The following is a 14,804-nucleotide window of genomic DNA, read 5'->3' as shown; positions in this document are numbered from 1 at the left end:
CCTGACGAATGGGTGCAGGGGGGATTCGAGTGGCCGGGGACGACCTGGGGTTGGCACGTACACAACACCCGCATGGCGGTCGGATGAGTTCCGCATGGCGGACCGTCCCTTACCCTGCGGACGCATGAACTCCTTGCAAACGGATGGGCAGTCGAGGGTCGCGGTGGTCACCGGAGCGGGCTCCGGCATCGGCCGCGCGGTGGCCGTGGAGCTGCTGCGCGGGGGCTGGTCGGTGGCGCTGGCGGGGCGGCGCGTGCAGATGCTGGAGGAGACGGCGGCACCGGCACCCGAGGCCGCGTCCCTCGCCGTACGGACGGACGTCTCACAGCCCGAGGACGTGACCGCTCTCTTCGCGGCCACCGTCGAGCGCTTCGGGCGGGTCGACCTGCTGTTCAACAACGCGGGGACGTTCGGGCCGGGCGGCGTGCCGGTGGAGGAACTGTCGTACGACGCGTGGCGGCACGTGGTGGACACCAACCTCAACGGGGCGTTCCTGTGCGCGCAGGCGGCGTACCGGCAGATGAAGGAGCAGGACCCGCAGGGCGGGCGGATCATCAACAACGGCTCGATCTCGGCGCACACGCCCCGCCCGCACTCGGCCGCCTACACCGCGACCAAGCACGCGCTGACCGGCCTGACCAAGTCCCTGTCACTGGACGGGCGGCCGTACCGGATCGCCGTCGGGCAGATCGACATCGGCAACGCGGCGACCGACATGACGGCGCGTATGCAGAGGGGAGCCCTGCAGGCAAACGGGGAGACCGCCCCGGAACCGGTGATGGACGTCGCCGACGTGGCACGCACGGTGCGGCACATGGCGGAGCTGCCGCTGGAGGCGAATGTGCAGTTCGCGACGGTACTGGCGACGACGATGCCGTACGTGGGGCGCGGCTGAGCCGCCCTCGTCGGTGACCGTCTCCACAACTTACACAAGCGGAATTCGAACGTCCGCGCCATTGGAGCCGGTCGGGGACATATGCTCAGCACTCCTCCACCAAAGCTTCACAGTTGGAGCAGGGAGGTTCCGTCGGCCACTTCCGAGGGGGAGGCGGCGGCCGTTCCACGGCACCGGGCTGGGGGTGGACCCCGCGTGGGACCGCGGGGTGCGCACCGGTTGCGTGGAACGGCTGCCGCGTTACGCCGGGGCGAGTCGCCTACGGCAGTGCGGGCCGGTCGCGTTGGGGCAGGCGCGGTGCCGTCGCCGTCCGTTGGTCGCCATGACGTTCAGGCGCGGTGCCTGCCCTTGGCCGCCTGGGTGTCCGCTCGTCGGCGCAGTGTCCAGATCCCGCCCGCCAGCAGGGCGACCGTGCCGCCGGCCCCTTCCAGCAGCCGCCAGGGCGAGGGGTCTTCCTTCGCCACACCGGACGCCCCCACGCCGATCCGGGCTCCCCCCGGCGCCGGCGACGGGTCCGCCCCGCCCGCGCCGGCCGGCTCGACGAGCGTGCCCACCGCCCGTGCCGAGCGCCCCTCCTCGAAGCCCCAGTCGAGCAGCGCGGCCGTCTCCTGGTACACCTCGTTGGGCCCGTTGCCGGGGTGCATCACGGTGACCAGCAGGGTGCGGCCGCCGCGGGTGGCGGCGCCGGTGAAGGTGTTCCCGGCGTTGCTGGTGTAGCCGTTCTTCACCCCGATCAGCCCCCGGTACGTCGGCAGTCCCCAGGTGCCGGTCAGCAGCCGGTCGGTGTTCTGTATCTGGAAGGACTTCTTTCCCCCCGCCGGGAAGTCCGCGGTCCTGGTCGCGCAGTACGCGCGGAAGTGGGGGTCGCGCAGCCCGTGCCGGGCGAAGAGCGTGAGGTCGTACGCCGAGGACAGCTGCCCCGGGTGGTCGAAGCCGTCCGGGCTGACCACGTGCGTGTCCAGGGCCTGGAGCTCGCGCGCCCTGGCCTGCATCTCGGCGACCGTCTTCGCGACCCCGCCGTTGAGGTGGGCGAGCACGTGCACGGCGTCGTTGCCGGAGCGCAGGAAGACGCCCTGCCACAGCTGCTCGACGGTGTACGTCGTCCCGGCCTCGATGCCGACCAGGCTGGAGCCCGACGGGATCCCGGCCAGGTCGGCGGCGGTCACCCGGTGCCGCTCGGCCTGCCGGAACTTCCCGAGCACCGTGTCGGCGAAGAGCATCTTCAGGGTGGACGCGGGCGGCAGCCGCCGGTGCGCGTGGCGCGCGGCGAGCACCTCACCGCTGTCGTGGTCGGCGACGAGCCAGGCACGGGCGGTGACCCTGGGCGGCCTTGCCGCCCCGCTCACCTGCACGTCGTCGCGGGCCAGCCGTGCGCCGCCGATCACTGTGGCGGCGGTGGCAGGGGTGGCCGCGGCCAGCGGGGCGGCCACGGCGAGGGCGAGCAGGGAGCGCCGGGTCAGCCGAGAGGAAGCGTGCATTCCGGGACGGTACAAAGTCAGGCCGGGACCGCGTACGGCGGCCCTGTAAAGGATTCCCCAAGGAAATGCCAAGGCCAGGGAGAGTGCGGCGGGCCGGCGCGGGGTGCGGCGTCCTCTGCGGCCGGGCGCGGACGGCTCTGCGGCCGAGCCCCGGACGGCGCCACAGCCAGGCCCGCACGGCGCCACGACCGAGACCCGGACGGCACTACGGGCAGGCACGCACGCGCCACGACCGAGACGTGGGTGCCGGGCGGCCCGACAGCCGGACGCGGACACTGGACGGCTCCATCGCCGGACCCGGAAGGGGGACCGAGCGGAAGCCGGGGATGGGGATCGTGCGCGGGCTGCGGGCCCAGATCCAGGCGAGGGCGCGCCGGATCGCCTATACGGACTCCTCGTCGTCGACGGTGCCCCAGCCCAGCGGCTGCCCGTCGGGCCTGTGCCGCTCGCCGCCGACCGCCAGCCGCCGAAGCCGAGCGCGCTGACCTCGATGCCACTGCGGCCCAGTGTCCGTGTGTCCGTGTGTCCGTGTGTTCGTGTTCTCGGTGGTCTCCAGGCCCCGGGACGCCAGGAGTTGGAGCCCACGCGAAGGCAAGCGATGCCGGCGTGGCTTTTCGGGCCTGCCATATCGAGGCCGGTGCCCGCGCTTCAGGCCTGCCCGGTCTCGAAGCGTGAGATCCGGCCGTCGTCGTCGACCGTGAAGCTCCACCGGGTGCGCATCTCGCCCCAGGTGTCGTTGCGGTAGAGAGCGATCAGCGAGCGGCCGTTGCGGGACTCGTTGTCGACCTCCATGTGGCCGTTGGAGGAGAAGATCTCCCGGTCGACCCAGTCGGCGAGGTCACGGTCGGACCCGTCGTCCGCCATGGTCGCGCCCGGCGCGAGGATCTTCATGAAACCCTCGCGGTCATGCGCGTTGACGGCCGTGACGAAGGCGCGGACGGCCGGGTCGCTGAGTCTGGTTGTCTGAATGGTCATGGCGGCAGCCTCACACCGGCCCGCGGGCCGCGCCACCCGAACGGCGTCCCGGGCGGGCCGACCGGGTGTCATCGGTGCGACGGTGGAAACGCGGGAAGGTGTCCGTGCCGCGAGCAGGTGTCCGTACCGCTCACCCCATGGACCCGGCATCCGAATGCCGTCCGCCACGTATCCGACGCGCACTGCTCCGGGAGATGACGTGATCTGTTCTTTCCACCGCTCCGTCGGCCGTTCTGCCGACCGCGCCGTCAACCGGCGTGACCTGGGCCTGCTGCTGCTCCGGCTGGGCGCCGGCGGGGTGCTCGCGGCGCACGGCACGCAGAAGCTGTTCGGCTGGTTCGGCGGGGGCGGCATCGAGGGCACCGGCCAGTTCATGGAGTCCGTCGGCTACCGGCCGGGCAAGGCCAGCGCGACGGCGGCGGGCCTCGCGGAGACCGGCGGGGGCACGCTGCTCGCGCTGGGCCTGGCCACCCCGGCCGCCGGTGCGGCGGCGGCCGGCGCGATGGCGGGCGCGGCCGCGGTGCACACGCCCCACGGCTTCTTCAACCAGAGCGGCGGCTACGAGTACGCGGCGACGCTGGGCCTGGCCGCGACCGGCCTCGCGGTCACGGGCCCCGGCCGGTTCTCCCTGGACCACGCGCTCGGCCACGTCTTCGACCGCGGCTGGATGGTCCCGACGGCCCTGGCGGCCACGGCGGCGGGCGCGGCACTGGTCGTGGGCGCGCGCACCAAGCGGCTGCGGAAGGCGGCGGAGGGCGAACAGGCGGCGCTGTTCGAGGAGTAGGCGCCCGGTCTCGACGGGGTCCTCGAACGATCGCGGACCGCGGTGCCCGGCCGTACGGGATCGCGGTGTCCGGTCACACGGGATCACGCTGCCCCATTGCCGCGGACCGCGCTGTCAGTGTGCCGTGGCAGGCTGCGCGCCATGAGCGATCACGACACCCCTGCCCCGCCTTCCTGCGACCTGTGGGACGCCGTGGACGACCTGTGGCGGTGGCTGGAGGCGAACCGGCCGGTCGGCGAGGGCGACGGCATGCTGCTGCGCATGCTGAAGCTGTCGGAGGAGGTCGGCGAGGTCGCCGAGGCGGTGATCGGGGCGACCGGCCAGAACCCGCGCAAGGGCGTCACCCACACCTGGGACGACGTCCAGGCGGAACTGTGCGACGTGGTCATCACGGCCCTGGTGGCCCTGCGCACGCTGACCCCCGACACCCGCGAGGTCCTCACCCGGCACCTGGACCGGGTCACCCGGCGCTCCCTGGGGACGGCCGGCGCCCCCTGACGGTGGCGGTCAGGTCGAACAGCCGGATTCCGCACCGGCGGCGCCCGCGCACATCACCCGCACGCCGCCCGCACAGCACAGCCACACGCGGGTAGCCGGGTTGGCCGGAAACCAGTCGTTGCGCCGTGGCCGACATCGCCGAACTGTCGCATATCTCCGGCCTGTTGACGCTCTCTCAGGGTACGCGGCCCAGACGTTCACGGTCGTCACAGGGTGTAACACGCGCGGCGAGTCCGCTATCACGCCCCGCTGCGGGAACGGCAGGTTCACGACGAAGTTGAATCCCAGGCGGGCTGTTCGGTCAGTCGGATCTCGGCAGGCGGCAGGGTGACTAGCATGAGCCGGTATCCGGTCCGGACGATCGCCGTCCTCACGGCGGTCTCCGCCTGACCTCGACCGTGACGTGTCGGTCGATCCACCGCTCCCGCTCCAAAGACCGAGGACCGCCGAATGCCAGTGCCCGCACCGCCCAGTCAGCACCGGCCGGCGAGAGGGCTCCGCGCCTCGACGGCCGTACCCCTGGCCGTGCTGGTGGTGAGCGCGGCGGCCGCCGGCGGGGCGGTCGCGGCGGCGCCCGCCACCGCCCGCGCCTGGACGGTGACGTCCGCCCTGGCCGCGTGGGCCTGCGTGGCGGTCACCGTCGTCGTCAGCGCACTACTCCTCCGGCGCTCCGCCCGGTCCGCCGCGGCGCGGGAGGCCGAAGCCGGCCGTCTCAGGACCCAGTTGGCCCAACTGGACGCGGAGTCCGCACATTTGGGGAACGTCACCCTGCCCTCGGTCGCGATGCGACTGCGGGACGGGGCAAGCACGAGTGACGCGCTCACGGGCGTGCCGTTGCCGTCCGAGCCGCAACTGCGGCTGCTTCTGGACACCTTCGCCGCCGTGGTGGAACAGGACGTACGGCACGCCACTGCCCTGAACACCGAACGGCAGCAGGCCCAGTGCGAACTGGCCGAGAGCGCCACCGAGTTGGAACGGATGACGAAGGAGACCCTGCCCACCGCGGTCGCGCGGCTGCGGGACGGCCACTCGTCCGACACGGTGCTCGCGGAGTTGGAGTGGTGGCCGCGCAGCCCGCTGCTGCGCGTCCCCGCCGAGTCGTTCCTGCGCGAACTGGCCCACAGCGAACGGCGGGCCGCCGCCGCGCAGGCCGCATCCGCCAAGGCGCTGAGCCGGGTGCAGGCCAAGGCCGTCAGCATGCTCGCCGACCTGCGGGAGATGCAGGAACGGCACCGCGAGGAGGTCTTCGGCGACCTGCTGAGGCTGGAGCACAGCACCTCGCAGCTGGGCCTCATGACCGACCGGCTGGCACTGCTCATGGGCGGCCGGGCCAGCCGCGCGTGGAACAAGCCGATCGTGATGGAGAGCATCCTGCGCGGCGCGGTCGGCCGGATCGCCGCGTACCGGCGCGTACGGCTGCACTGCTCGACGAACGCCGCGATCTCCGGCTTCGCCGCGGAAGGCGTCATGCATCTGCTGGCCGAACTGACGGACAACGCCGCCAACTTCTCGCCGCCGATCGACGAGGTCCATGTGTACGTCGAGGAACGCAGCGCCGGGATCGTCGTCACGATCGAGGACAGCGGCCTGAAGATGGCCGACGCGGCCATGCGGCACGCCGAGGAGGCGGTGACGGGGCGGATGACGGACCTCGCCTCGTTGCAGGGCACGCGGCTCGGCCTGGCCGTGGTCGGGCGGCTGGCCGTCAAGTACGGCATCAGCGTCAACTACCGCCCGTCCTCGCGCGGCGGCACGGGCGTCGTCGTACTGCTGCCGCCGCAACTGCTGGCCCAGCAGCGGGAGCCTGCGCCGTGGGAGACGGTGCGGAGGCCGGCGGACGCGGTGCCGGTACCTCGGGAGAGCGCGGGCGGTACGTCGGTGGCGGAGCCGGCGGCAGGGGGGAGCGTGGGACGTGGCTCGGCCACGCGGCCGGCGGCAGAGGAGGGCGCGAGCCGTGGCTCGGCCGCGGAGCCCGCGCCGCAAGAGACCACGCGCCGTAACTCGGCCTCGGAAACCGCGCCGCGGGAAGTCACACGCCGTACGACGCCGGCGGAGCCCGCGGCAGGGGAGAGCGCGCACGGTAGCTCAGCCGCGGTAGCCGCACCGTGGGAGACCACCGGCCGTTCCTCCGTGGCGGAGCCACCCACGCCCCCGGCATCCGGCACTGCGCAGTCCGCGTCAGGGGCCACCCGCGCCGGGAAGCCCGTGTCCGAGGCCGCAGCCGCCGCGGAGCCCACGCCGGGCACTGCCCGCGCCGCGGAGACCGAGCCGGAGACCACCAACGCCGCGGACCCTGCTTTCGGGAGCACCTACGACGTGCGGCCCGGCACCGCGCCACGCACTGATGCCACCGCGCGGGCCGACGCGGTGGCCGAACACCCCGAGCAGGACGCGCACCGCCGCCCCGCGGGCGCCACGGTGAACGGTCTGCCCGTCCGCGCCCCCGGCCGCACCATGACGGAGGCCGAACGCGAGCGCAGGGCGACGGCCGAGGGCGCCCGGCGGGACGAGGGCTGGGCGGGTGGCCGTTCGGCGGCACGCGACGTGGGAGCGCGCTTCGGCGCGTTCCATCGCGGTCGCCGGTCCGGCAGCAGCGCCGGCGGGACCGGAGCCGAACGCGGGCCCGAGGCCCGTACCGCGCCCGACGCCCGCACCGTGCCCAAGTCCCGTACAGAGCCCGACGCCCGTACGGAACCCGACGCCCGCACCGAATCCGAGGCCCCCTTCGAACCCGGAGCGCACCCCGAGCCCGACGCCCGCCCCCGCCCCCCGGCGCGCCCGGAATCCGAGCCGCCGGTCGTGCCGTAGGCCGGTCCACGTCCTCCCCGTACGGCGCCCGGGGACCCGCGCCCATGTCCCCGCTCGACTTCGTGAGATTGGAGGAACGGGCCGGTGACCCGAAAGCCGGGCACTACCGCCCCATCACCCACCGTGTCCGCTCCCCGGCCGCGGGCCGGCGCGACCAACGCCCGCCGCACCGAGTGTTGAGTTATGGACAGCCGTTTTGGGGGCGGACGATTGCTTGCGGGCACAGTCGCCCGCCGCTCCCACGCCCTCACCCGACCCACTGCACCCCGTCCTCCCGCACCGCTGGGATCTCTTCGGGGGCTGTTGCTCGCTGAGCAGCAGCAATCGGCACGGAACGACACGAAGCGGGGATGGCACATGCGGGACGGCCGGTGGACCGCGGTCACCGACTCGGAGTTCCAGCATGAGCACCGAGGCCTGGAGGCCCTCCGCGAGAAACTCCCGGACGACGACTTGCGTGCCTGGCGCCCGGCCTCGGCCGTCCGTCGCGGTCGGGCATCGGCCCACAAGTAAACCGGCGGCCGACGAGAGATACGAAAGGGAGCGGTCTGCCCCTCACACGGGCATGACCTGCACGTCGTACTGCGGGATCCACTTGTCCCTCGTCACAAGGGTCATCCCTTCGATCTGTGCTTGAGCGACCAGTATCCGGTCGAAGGGGTCCCGGTGATACGCCGGAAGTCGGCCTGCCCTCACCCCATGCCCGGCGGTGATGGGCAGGCCGGTGAACTGGCTGTCGCGTACCCGCTCGGCCAGGTCTTCCGGGCCTTCCAGTTTCCCGAGGGACTGTTTGATGGCGATCTCCCACGGTGATACGGCACTGACGTACACCGCGGGTTCGGTGTCGAGCAGATCCTTGATCTCACCGGACAGCTCAGCAGAGTCGTCCAGCCACCACAGGACCACATGGGTGTCGAGCAGCAGTCGCATCAGTGCATCCCGAAAGCGTCGGCGATGTCGTCGGGCAGTTCATCGAAGTCGTCGGGGATGTGGATCTGCCCCCGGAGTGAGCCCCGGCCGGTCCGCTTAACCTTGGGGCGCAGTGGCACCACCTTGGCCACCGGCTCCCCCGCCTTGCTGATCACGATCTCCTCACCAGTAGCAACCTGCTCCAGGATCCGTGAAAAGTGCGTCTTGGCTTCATGGACGTTGTACTGACGGGCTGCTTCCATGGCTGCCTCACGATCACCGGGTGGACTAAGTACTGGACTAAGGATAGCTCTCCGAGAGGCGCAGCGCACCCCTCGCCCTCCCGACCCGGTGATCACGCCAGCGGTGTCGAGTCACCCCCGCCCCGTACGGTCAGCGGCTCGGCCGCGTGCACGCGCAGCACCGGACCCTCGTCCAGGCTCAGCACCACAGCGGGGCCACCCCCGGCATACCGCTCGCCGCGGACACTGACGACGTTGCGCCACTCGCCCCACACCCGCACTCGCTGCCCGGCCCGAACCATGACCGCCGCAACCTTCCGCATGTCGGGCTCAGCCACGATGTCCGGTGCTTTCAGCTCCGCCCAGACGGTCTTCCCAATCCCGGCCTCGCGCTCGTCCACTCCCCAGCGGTGAGCCAACGCCTCCACGAGCAACAGCCCACGCCCGCCAGCCTCCTCGTCACTGGGCGCCCGTACTTCGGGCCTGCCCGAGCCCGCGTCGCTGACTTCCAGCCGCAGCAGCCCGTCAATCAGGGATCGCGCGATTCGTACGCCCACCTGCCGGTCCCTCGGCACACGTACGCGCAGCGCGTTGGTCACCAATTCCGAGAGCACCAACTCCGCCGACTCCAAGACGTCTTGGCTGACGCCCCACCCGCTGAGCACGGCATGCGCCAGCGCTCGTGTTCGGGGCACGCTGCGACGGCAACGGGTTAACCGGAAGGTGACTTCATTTGGTTCAGCCATGGCAGCCCCCAGAGGGTCGACGCGCGGCCGGAGCCCCATAGAGACAGCAAGTCGAGCCATGGGACGCCGATGTCCATGGCCAGCAGGATGTATGCACACCATCCGAATCTGCAACGTTGCTGACTAGGATGGCCTCAATCTTCCCCCTTTCGAGTTAATGCCACCCTGAGGCATCCACGGCTCTGCTAAAGGTGTTGGCATGCTTGCGAAGAGCACCACTCCGAACCCCTCGACCGTGCTCGGCCGCCAACTTGGCGACGAGCTACGCCGGTTGCGGGAGGCCGCAGGGCTGACCACCACTCAGGCAGCTGAAGCCCTCGACTGCACCAAGGGCAAGATCAGCCGGATCGAGAACGGTCGGGTGGCGGTCCGACTCCCGGACCTGACCGCGATGCTGCATGCCTATGGGGTGGCGGATCCTGAGCTTCGTGAGCGACTGGGAGAGCTGGCCCGTAAGGCCAACCGCCGCCGCAGGCAAGGATGGTGGAACCAGTACGGATCCGTCCTCGCCGACACGTACCGCGATTACATCGCGCTGGAAGCCATGGCCGGAGAGATCCGCACGTTCCAGGCGCAACTGGTTCCTGGCCTGCTCCAGACCCCGGAGTACGTTCGTGCCGTGACGGTGGCTTCACGACAGTGGCAGACAGCAGACGAGATCGAAAAGTTCGTCCAGGTTCGTCTCGCCCGACAGGAACGACTCGCTGGCGACTCCCCCTTGCGCCTCTGGGCAGTGCTGTCAGAGGCCGTTCTCCTCCAACAGGTCGGGGGCCCTCAGGTGATGCAGGCACAGTTGGAGCACCTCCTGACGACCTCCGAGCAGCCCAACGTGACCGTCCAGGTCCTGCCGTTCTCGCGCGGAGCACACGCGAGTATGTTCGGCCCGTACGTAGTACTGGGTTTCCCTGAGGAGGCAGCGCTCGACGTGGTGTTGGCGGACAACCCAACCGGCTCCATCTGGCTGGAGCGGGAGGCGGAAGTCGCCCGTTACCAAGACCTGTTCGACGCCGCTCGCACGTCCGCGCTCTCTCCGATGGAATCCCGAGCCGTCATCCGACGCAGGGCCAAGGAGCACAGAGAATGAATAGCGCACGCCACAGCACGCCGGACCTGTCGGAGGCGAAGTGGCGCAGCAGCACCTACAGCGGCGGCAACAACGAGTGCGTTGAGGTCGCCGTCGGCATCCCCACCCTCATCCCCGTCCGAGACAGCAAGCGCCCCGCCGGCCCAGTGATCGCCTTCGCCCCCCACGCCTGGCGCACATTCATCTCTCACCTGCGCTGAACCCAACCACCTCAAGGCCGGTCCGCCCTTCACTGCCTTCCGGCACCCTCTCATTCATCACTCACAGCTATCGACTCGATACTCTGATTCTCCATACTATGGTTCACTTGAGTATGCTCAATACGAGCAAACTCGAAAGGTGACCCATGCCAGGCTTCGTAGGCCGCACGTCCGAGCTGGCCACCCTGGACCGCCACCTCGCCTGGGTGCGCGACGGCCGAGGCGACCAGCGTGGCCGTGCCCTGCTCCTCCGCGGCCGACGTCGGGTCGGGAAGTCGCGGCTCGTGGATCTCTTCTGTGAGCGCGCCCAGGTGCCCTACGTCGTCCACCAGGCCACCCGAGGCGAGGACGCCCACCGGGAACGGGCCCGCTTCCTCGCCGAGGTCCGGCACTCCTCACTGCCCGACACCGCCCTCCTCGCCGGCGTCACCACCGTCACCGAATGGGACACCGCCCTGCGCCAGCTCGCAGCCGTGCTCCCGGACGACGCCCCCAGCATCGTCGTACTCGACGAGCTGCCCTGGATGCTCGAAGGCGACCCAGTATTGGAAGGCACCCTGCAGACCGTCTGGGACCGGGTGCTGAGCCGCAAACCCGTGCTGCTGATCCTCATCGGCAGCGACCTGGCCATGATGGAGCAACTCTCCGCCTACGGTCGCCCCTTCCACCAGCGAGGGGTCGAGATGGTCCTCCCGCCGCTCTCCCCCTCCGAAGTCATGGCGATGACCGGGCTCCCCGCCGCGGACGCCTTCGACGCCCACCTGATCACCGGCGGCCTGCCCCTCATCTGCCAGGAGTGGCGGGAAGGCGAGAGCCGCACCGACTTCCTCTCCCGCGCCCTCGACGACCCCACCTCCCCCCTCCTCGTCTCCGCCGAGCGGGCACTGGCCGCCGAGTTCCCCACCGCCCTCCAGGCCAGGCACGTACTGTCCGTGATCGGCAGCGGTGAGCGGACCTTCGGGACCATCGCCGCTAAAGCCGGGGCGGCCGACCGACCACTTCCGCCCGGCTCGCTCAACCCCGCCCTGCACACCCTCGCGGACAAACGACTCGTCGCCGTAGATACCCCTCTCTCAACCCGCCCCGGAGACCGCGACCGCCGCTACCGCGTTGCCGACCCCTACCTCCGCTTCTGGCTCGCCTTCCTGGAACAGGGGATCCCGGAGATCGAGCGCGGGCGCAGCCGGATCGTGGTCGAGGCTGTCGAGCGTGGATGGACCTCGTGGCGCGGGCGGGCGATCGAGCCTGTCGTGAGGGAGTCCTTGGCGCGGCTGCTCCCCGACGACACGTGGCCGCAAGTGCGGGAAGTGGGCGGCTGGTGGCCTCGTACGAACAATCCCGAGGTCGACCTCGTGGGGGCGGACCGGGCGCCGGCGCGCGAGATCGGGTTCGTCGGCTCGATCAAGTGGCACGAGTGCGGCTCCTTCGACCGTCGCGCCCTGGCAGCGCTGGCCCGGGATGCCCTGGCTGTCCCCGGTGCCGACGAGGACACTCCCCTGGTCGCGGTATCCCGCTCCGGGTTCTCGGTGGGCGGGCTGGCGGCGACGTACGGGCCCGAGCAGTTGATGGAGGCCTGGGCTTCCGCTGCGTGAGCTGCCTCCCCCATGTCAGACACGCCCGATACGATCGAAGGCCGTCCCCACTTGTGTGAGCAGTGGCGGACGGTGCCTCCGGGGCAGCGTGCGGTGCTGGGCATCGCTCGCCGTCCCGGTCGACGGGGGACGCGCCGCGCTGCCCGGTGGACGTAGACGTAGTACACGGCAAAACAGGAGACGCGAGACACAGATGGCCCCGACCGCCGCCACAGCCCCCCTCCTCCGCGATGTCATCGACATCAAGACCTCCATCTCCACGTCCGACTTCGTCCTGAAGCTGGCCGAGGCCGTCACCAAGGAGGGCGCCGAGCGGGCGCTGCGGGACTACTAGGGCACTCCGGAACCGGTCCAGGCCGGTGGCCAGCAGTGGCCTTGAACACCGACGCACCCGACGCCACGGCGTCGAGTTCGGAGTCCAGGGCACTCCGGAACATGGCGCAGGGCTTCAGCGTTGGGAGGGGTTCCGGGGGCTGGCCTGTTGCCCACGGTGGCTGGCCATGTTGGATGCGGGCGCCTCAAGCGGTGCCCGGCATGACAAGCTGTGCTCTCCACTGCCCGAACCCAGGAGGTCACCATGGCTGCAGAGTCTCCATCGCGCGAAGGTTCAAAGCCGGTTGACGCCGAGAGCTCTTCCCTCACGCCCGACGATGACGGCCAGTACGACCTGAAGCGCAAGTTTCGGGAGGCCCTGGCGCGCAAGCGCGGTATGCAGGCGGACGCCGCCGACCTCACTGCGAACACCGACGCCTCGAAGATCCGCGGCGCGCACGGCCCGGCTACAAGCCAGCGGTCGTTCCGACGCAAAAGCGGTGGCTGAGTCCAAACTCGGACCCGAACCACACCTTCGAGGGCATCGGCAACGACCTGGCAGGACGTCTGCGGGAGCCACGCCATGGGTCCAGCCCGGCCAGCGGAGACTTTCCGCTGGTCGGGCTTTGGCCGTTCGTTGTTGCAGCGGTTCAGGACGAAGTGATCTGTTTAGCCGGTGCGGCCGGCGATCCGGTCGGGTATCCCTCTCTGCGCGGATGTCGGAGGGCACCGCTCGCGTCGTAGACGGCTTCTGGCTTTCCGTCGATGCGCTGGGTGGTTTTGGAGAGGGTGAAGGTCTCGCCGTGGACGATGACGGTGGAGCTCGGAGGGGCGGCGTCGATGGCGTCGAGACGTTCTCTGGCTTCCGCGAGGCGGCGTTCGGCCGTGCGGACGAGCACGGGCAGGACAGGATCCGTTCCCGGGTCCGCTGACCCGACCGGGACTTCTGCTGCTGGCACGCGGAACGCAGGGAAACCCGACGGCTTTGCCGCGTCCGGCAACCAGACGCTGGCGTGGACGGCGCCCTGGAGATGGCTGCGCACTCCGCCCTGCCCGTCCCGGAGCGCGGCGCCGGCTCCGGGCGACGGGCGGAGGTCAGAAGTGTCCCTGCTTGCTCTCCGTGCCGGCGGAGCCGGGGGCCGTGGCCGTCACGGCGAAGGAGTCATGGCTGGAGTCGCGGGTGCCCTGATGGTGGTTGTACTGGAATTCGAAGGTGTAGGTTCCCGGGTCGACGGTCACCCCCGGGTTCAGGACCAGGACGTAGTCCAGCGACCGGCTGTCGGCCGTGCTGTGGACCGTCACCTTGTCGCCCAGCGAAGTCCAGGTGCCGGTGCTCTCCACGCCACCGGTCTGGTTGATGCGCACGACGATCTTGAGCGCGGTGAGCTTCGCCTTGGTGGTCACGGTGACGGTGCTCTGGCTCCAGTAGGGGTTCTGCTTGTACACGGACGTGCTGACGGAGAGGTAGCTCTGCTGCTGGACGTGCTGCTGCTTTGTCGTGGCGGCCAGCGGCTGGGTGACGTGGTCGACCGTCGGTTTTGTCCCGGCGGCGCTGCCCGGGCGCCCGGCCATCGGCGTCGACTTGACGACGTGGAGGGCAGGGGGATGCGGCTTCTTGCCGGCGCGACTCGTCGCGGTGGGGGTCGGGGTGGCCGCACCACCGCCACCCTCGGCGGGCCCGAGGATCGGCGCCGCATCGTGCTTGACGTGCCCTGCGGTCGGATCCGGGTGGAATGCCACGACCCCGCCCACCGCCGCCAGCAGGCCGCCGACCGCAACGGCGACGCCGAGAAAGCGCCTTGAGCCAGGGCTGCCGACGGCGCCCGCGCTCAGGGGAGCCTGCTTCGCCTGCGTATCGCGGGACCCCTGGGGGGCATCGGGCTGTGGAGCTTTTGACGATGGGGAGGCAGCGGCAACCGCCGCCTGGTCCTCGGCCGCCTGGCTCCGCGCGCCGTCCGCCTCGTCGCCGGTGCCGGTGTCCACCTGGGCGGCGGTCGTGCTCTCCCCGTCCGCGGCAGGCTCGGCCTGCGGAGGCTGAGCGGGCGAGGCACTCGGGTCCTGAGGGCCATCCCCCGGCGCGGCCCAAGGCAGCGGCTGGTCCCACACTGCCTCAGCCTGCTGTACCTCGCTGCCGGCGTCGCCGTCCGGTTGCGCCTGCGTCATCGCGGCGCCGTCGGCTGTCTTGTCCGTTCCGGGCTGCTCGGCAGAACGATCCGCCTCGTCGGGCTTGTCGCCTGCGTGATCGCGTCTTGTCATCAGGGCGTTTGCCTTTCGTCATTCC

The 14,804-nt window shown here is 70.9% G+C and carries 16 protein-coding genes and 1 pseudogene; 9 read left to right on the top strand and 8 right to left on the bottom strand.

The window, feature by feature from the left end:
- Positions 1–124: 124 nt before the first annotated feature.
- Positions 125–895: an SDR family oxidoreductase gene (locus H8R17_RS14240; protein ID WP_187823545.1), complete on the top strand. Its 771-nt coding sequence runs from the start codon at positions 125–127 to the stop codon at positions 893–895.
- A 329-nt stretch (positions 896–1,224) separates the two neighbouring features.
- Here H8R17_RS14240 and H8R17_RS14235 read toward each other — a convergent pair whose 3' ends face one another.
- From H8R17_RS14235 to H8R17_RS14230, 3 genes and pseudogenes are all read right to left on the bottom strand, one after another.
- A complete protein-coding gene (locus H8R17_RS14235) occupies positions 1,225–2,373 on the bottom strand; it encodes a D-alanyl-D-alanine carboxypeptidase family protein (RefSeq protein ID WP_187823544.1) in 1,149 nt (382 codons plus the stop codon).
- Between the two features lie 385 nt (positions 2,374–2,758).
- Positions 2,759–2,880: pseudogene (locus H8R17_RS46690) on the bottom strand (aldo/keto reductase); the annotation flags it as partial.
- Positions 2,881–3,021: 141 nt separating this feature from the next.
- The gene (locus tag H8R17_RS14230; RefSeq protein ID WP_187823543.1) at positions 3,022–3,348 is read right to left on the bottom strand and encodes a nuclear transport factor 2 family protein; all 327 of its coding nucleotides are present in this window, start codon (positions 3,346–3,348) and stop codon (positions 3,022–3,024) included.
- Between the two features lie 199 nt (positions 3,349–3,547).
- On the opposite strand from H8R17_RS14230, the gene H8R17_RS14225 reads away from it, so the two are divergent.
- From H8R17_RS14225 to H8R17_RS14215, 3 genes are all read left to right on the top strand, one after another.
- Positions 3,548–4,132, top strand: a complete 585-nt coding sequence (locus tag H8R17_RS14225; protein ID WP_316959399.1) for a DoxX family protein — start codon at positions 3,548–3,550, stop codon at positions 4,130–4,132.
- Positions 4,133–4,273: 141 nt separating this feature from the next.
- On the top strand, positions 4,274–4,630 hold the full coding sequence (locus tag H8R17_RS14220; protein ID WP_187823541.1) for a MazG-like family protein: 357 nt from the start codon (positions 4,274–4,276) through the stop codon (positions 4,628–4,630).
- Between the two features lie 450 nt (positions 4,631–5,080).
- Complete coding sequence (locus H8R17_RS14215; protein WP_223125024.1) at positions 5,081–7,438, top strand: ATP-binding protein; 2,358 nt, start codon at positions 5,081–5,083, stop codon at positions 7,436–7,438.
- Positions 7,439–7,993: 555 nt separating this feature from the next.
- Here H8R17_RS14215 and H8R17_RS14210 read toward each other — a convergent pair.
- The 3 genes from H8R17_RS14210 to H8R17_RS14200 all read right to left on the bottom strand — a co-directional run bounded on the left by H8R17_RS14210 (position 7,994) and on the right by H8R17_RS14200 (position 9,284).
- Positions 7,994–8,368, bottom strand: coding sequence for a type II toxin-antitoxin system VapC family toxin (locus H8R17_RS14210; protein WP_187823540.1), 375 nt, complete (start codon positions 8,366–8,368; stop codon positions 7,994–7,996).
- Complete coding sequence (locus H8R17_RS14205; RefSeq protein ID WP_187823539.1) at positions 8,368–8,610, bottom strand: type II toxin-antitoxin system Phd/YefM family antitoxin; 243 nt, start codon at positions 8,608–8,610, stop codon at positions 8,368–8,370. The genes H8R17_RS14210 and H8R17_RS14205 overlap by 1 nt, the downstream gene beginning before the upstream one ends.
- 92 nt (positions 8,611–8,702) lie before the next feature.
- Positions 8,703–9,284, bottom strand: coding sequence for an ATP-binding protein (locus tag H8R17_RS14200; RefSeq protein ID WP_316959398.1), 582 nt, complete (start codon positions 9,282–9,284; stop codon positions 8,703–8,705).
- A gap of 250 nt (positions 9,285–9,534) precedes the next feature.
- On the opposite strand from H8R17_RS14200, the gene H8R17_RS14195 reads away from it, so the two are divergent.
- The 5 genes from H8R17_RS14195 to H8R17_RS14175 all read left to right on the top strand — a co-directional run bounded on the left by H8R17_RS14195 (position 9,535) and on the right by H8R17_RS14175 (position 13,031).
- Complete coding sequence (locus tag H8R17_RS14195; RefSeq protein WP_187823537.1) at positions 9,535–10,419, top strand: helix-turn-helix transcriptional regulator; 885 nt, start codon at positions 9,535–9,537, stop codon at positions 10,417–10,419.
- A complete protein-coding gene (locus H8R17_RS14190; RefSeq protein ID WP_187823536.1) occupies positions 10,416–10,619 on the top strand; it encodes a DUF397 domain-containing protein in 204 nt (67 codons plus the stop codon). Before H8R17_RS14195 ends, H8R17_RS14190 begins: the two co-directional genes overlap by 4 nt.
- Before the next feature lie 146 nt (positions 10,620–10,765).
- Positions 10,766–12,211: a DUF234 domain-containing protein gene (locus H8R17_RS14185; protein ID WP_187823535.1), complete on the top strand. Its 1,446-nt coding sequence runs from the start codon at positions 10,766–10,768 to the stop codon at positions 12,209–12,211.
- A gap of 193 nt (positions 12,212–12,404) precedes the next feature.
- Positions 12,405–12,545, top strand: a complete 141-nt coding sequence (locus H8R17_RS14180) for a hypothetical protein (protein ID WP_187823534.1) — start codon at positions 12,405–12,407, stop codon at positions 12,543–12,545.
- A gap of 243 nt (positions 12,546–12,788) precedes the next feature.
- A complete protein-coding gene (locus H8R17_RS14175) occupies positions 12,789–13,031 on the top strand; it encodes a DUF5302 domain-containing protein (protein ID WP_187823533.1) in 243 nt (80 codons plus the stop codon).
- Between the two features lie 142 nt (positions 13,032–13,173).
- On the opposite strand, the gene H8R17_RS14170 is transcribed toward H8R17_RS14175, so the two are convergent.
- Together H8R17_RS14170 and H8R17_RS14165 are read right to left on the bottom strand one after the other, a co-directional pair.
- Positions 13,174–13,422: a hypothetical protein gene (locus H8R17_RS14170; RefSeq protein WP_187823532.1), complete on the bottom strand. Its 249-nt coding sequence runs from the start codon at positions 13,420–13,422 to the stop codon at positions 13,174–13,176.
- Positions 13,423–13,618: 196 nt separating this feature from the next.
- On the bottom strand, positions 13,619–14,779 hold the full coding sequence (locus H8R17_RS14165; protein ID WP_187823531.1) for a hypothetical protein: 1,161 nt from the start codon (positions 14,777–14,779) through the stop codon (positions 13,619–13,621).
- Positions 14,780–14,804: the final 25 nt, after the last annotated feature.

Source organism: Streptomyces sp. TRM68367, from assembly GCF_014495685.1.
Taxonomy (GTDB): domain Bacteria; phylum Actinomycetota; class Actinomycetes; order Streptomycetales; family Streptomycetaceae; genus Streptomyces.
Note: the sequence above shows the minus strand (reverse complement) of the source record. Positions and strands in the feature narration are given on the sequence as shown.

What these genes read in the sequence shown, in the direction of transcription:
- H8R17_RS14240 (WP_187823545.1), top strand. Translation starts at nt 125, where the DNA reads ATGAACTCCTTGCAAACGGATGGGCAGTCGAGGGTCGCGGTGGTCACC.
- H8R17_RS14235 (WP_187823544.1), bottom strand. Translation starts at nt 2,373, where the DNA reads ATGCACGCTTCCTCTCGGCTGACCCGGCGCTCCCTGCTCGCCCTCGCC.
- H8R17_RS14230 (WP_187823543.1), bottom strand. Translation starts at nt 3,348, where the DNA reads ATGACCATTCAGACAACCAGACTCAGCGACCCGGCCGTCCGCGCCTTC.
- H8R17_RS14220 (WP_187823541.1), top strand. Translation starts at nt 4,274, where the DNA reads ATGAGCGATCACGACACCCCTGCCCCGCCTTCCTGCGACCTGTGGGAC.
- H8R17_RS14215 (WP_223125024.1), top strand. Translation starts at nt 5,081, where the DNA reads ATGCCAGTGCCCGCACCGCCCAGTCAGCACCGGCCGGCGAGAGGGCTC.
- H8R17_RS14210 (WP_187823540.1), bottom strand. Translation starts at nt 8,368, where the DNA reads ATGCGACTGCTGCTCGACACCCATGTGGTCCTGTGGTGGCTGGACGAC.
- H8R17_RS14205 (WP_187823539.1), bottom strand. Translation starts at nt 8,610, where the DNA reads ATGGAAGCAGCCCGTCAGTACAACGTCCATGAAGCCAAGACGCACTTT.
- H8R17_RS14195 (WP_187823537.1), top strand. Translation starts at nt 9,535, where the DNA reads ATGCTTGCGAAGAGCACCACTCCGAACCCCTCGACCGTGCTCGGCCGC.
- H8R17_RS14190 (WP_187823536.1), top strand. Translation starts at nt 10,416, where the DNA reads ATGAATAGCGCACGCCACAGCACGCCGGACCTGTCGGAGGCGAAGTGG.
- H8R17_RS14185 (WP_187823535.1), top strand. Translation starts at nt 10,766, where the DNA reads ATGCCAGGCTTCGTAGGCCGCACGTCCGAGCTGGCCACCCTGGACCGC.
- H8R17_RS14180 (WP_187823534.1), top strand. Translation starts at nt 12,405, where the DNA reads ATGGCCCCGACCGCCGCCACAGCCCCCCTCCTCCGCGATGTCATCGAC.
- H8R17_RS14175 (WP_187823533.1), top strand. Translation starts at nt 12,789, where the DNA reads ATGGCTGCAGAGTCTCCATCGCGCGAAGGTTCAAAGCCGGTTGACGCC.
- H8R17_RS14165 (WP_187823531.1), bottom strand. Translation starts at nt 14,779, where the DNA reads ATGACAAGACGCGATCACGCAGGCGACAAGCCCGACGAGGCGGATCGT.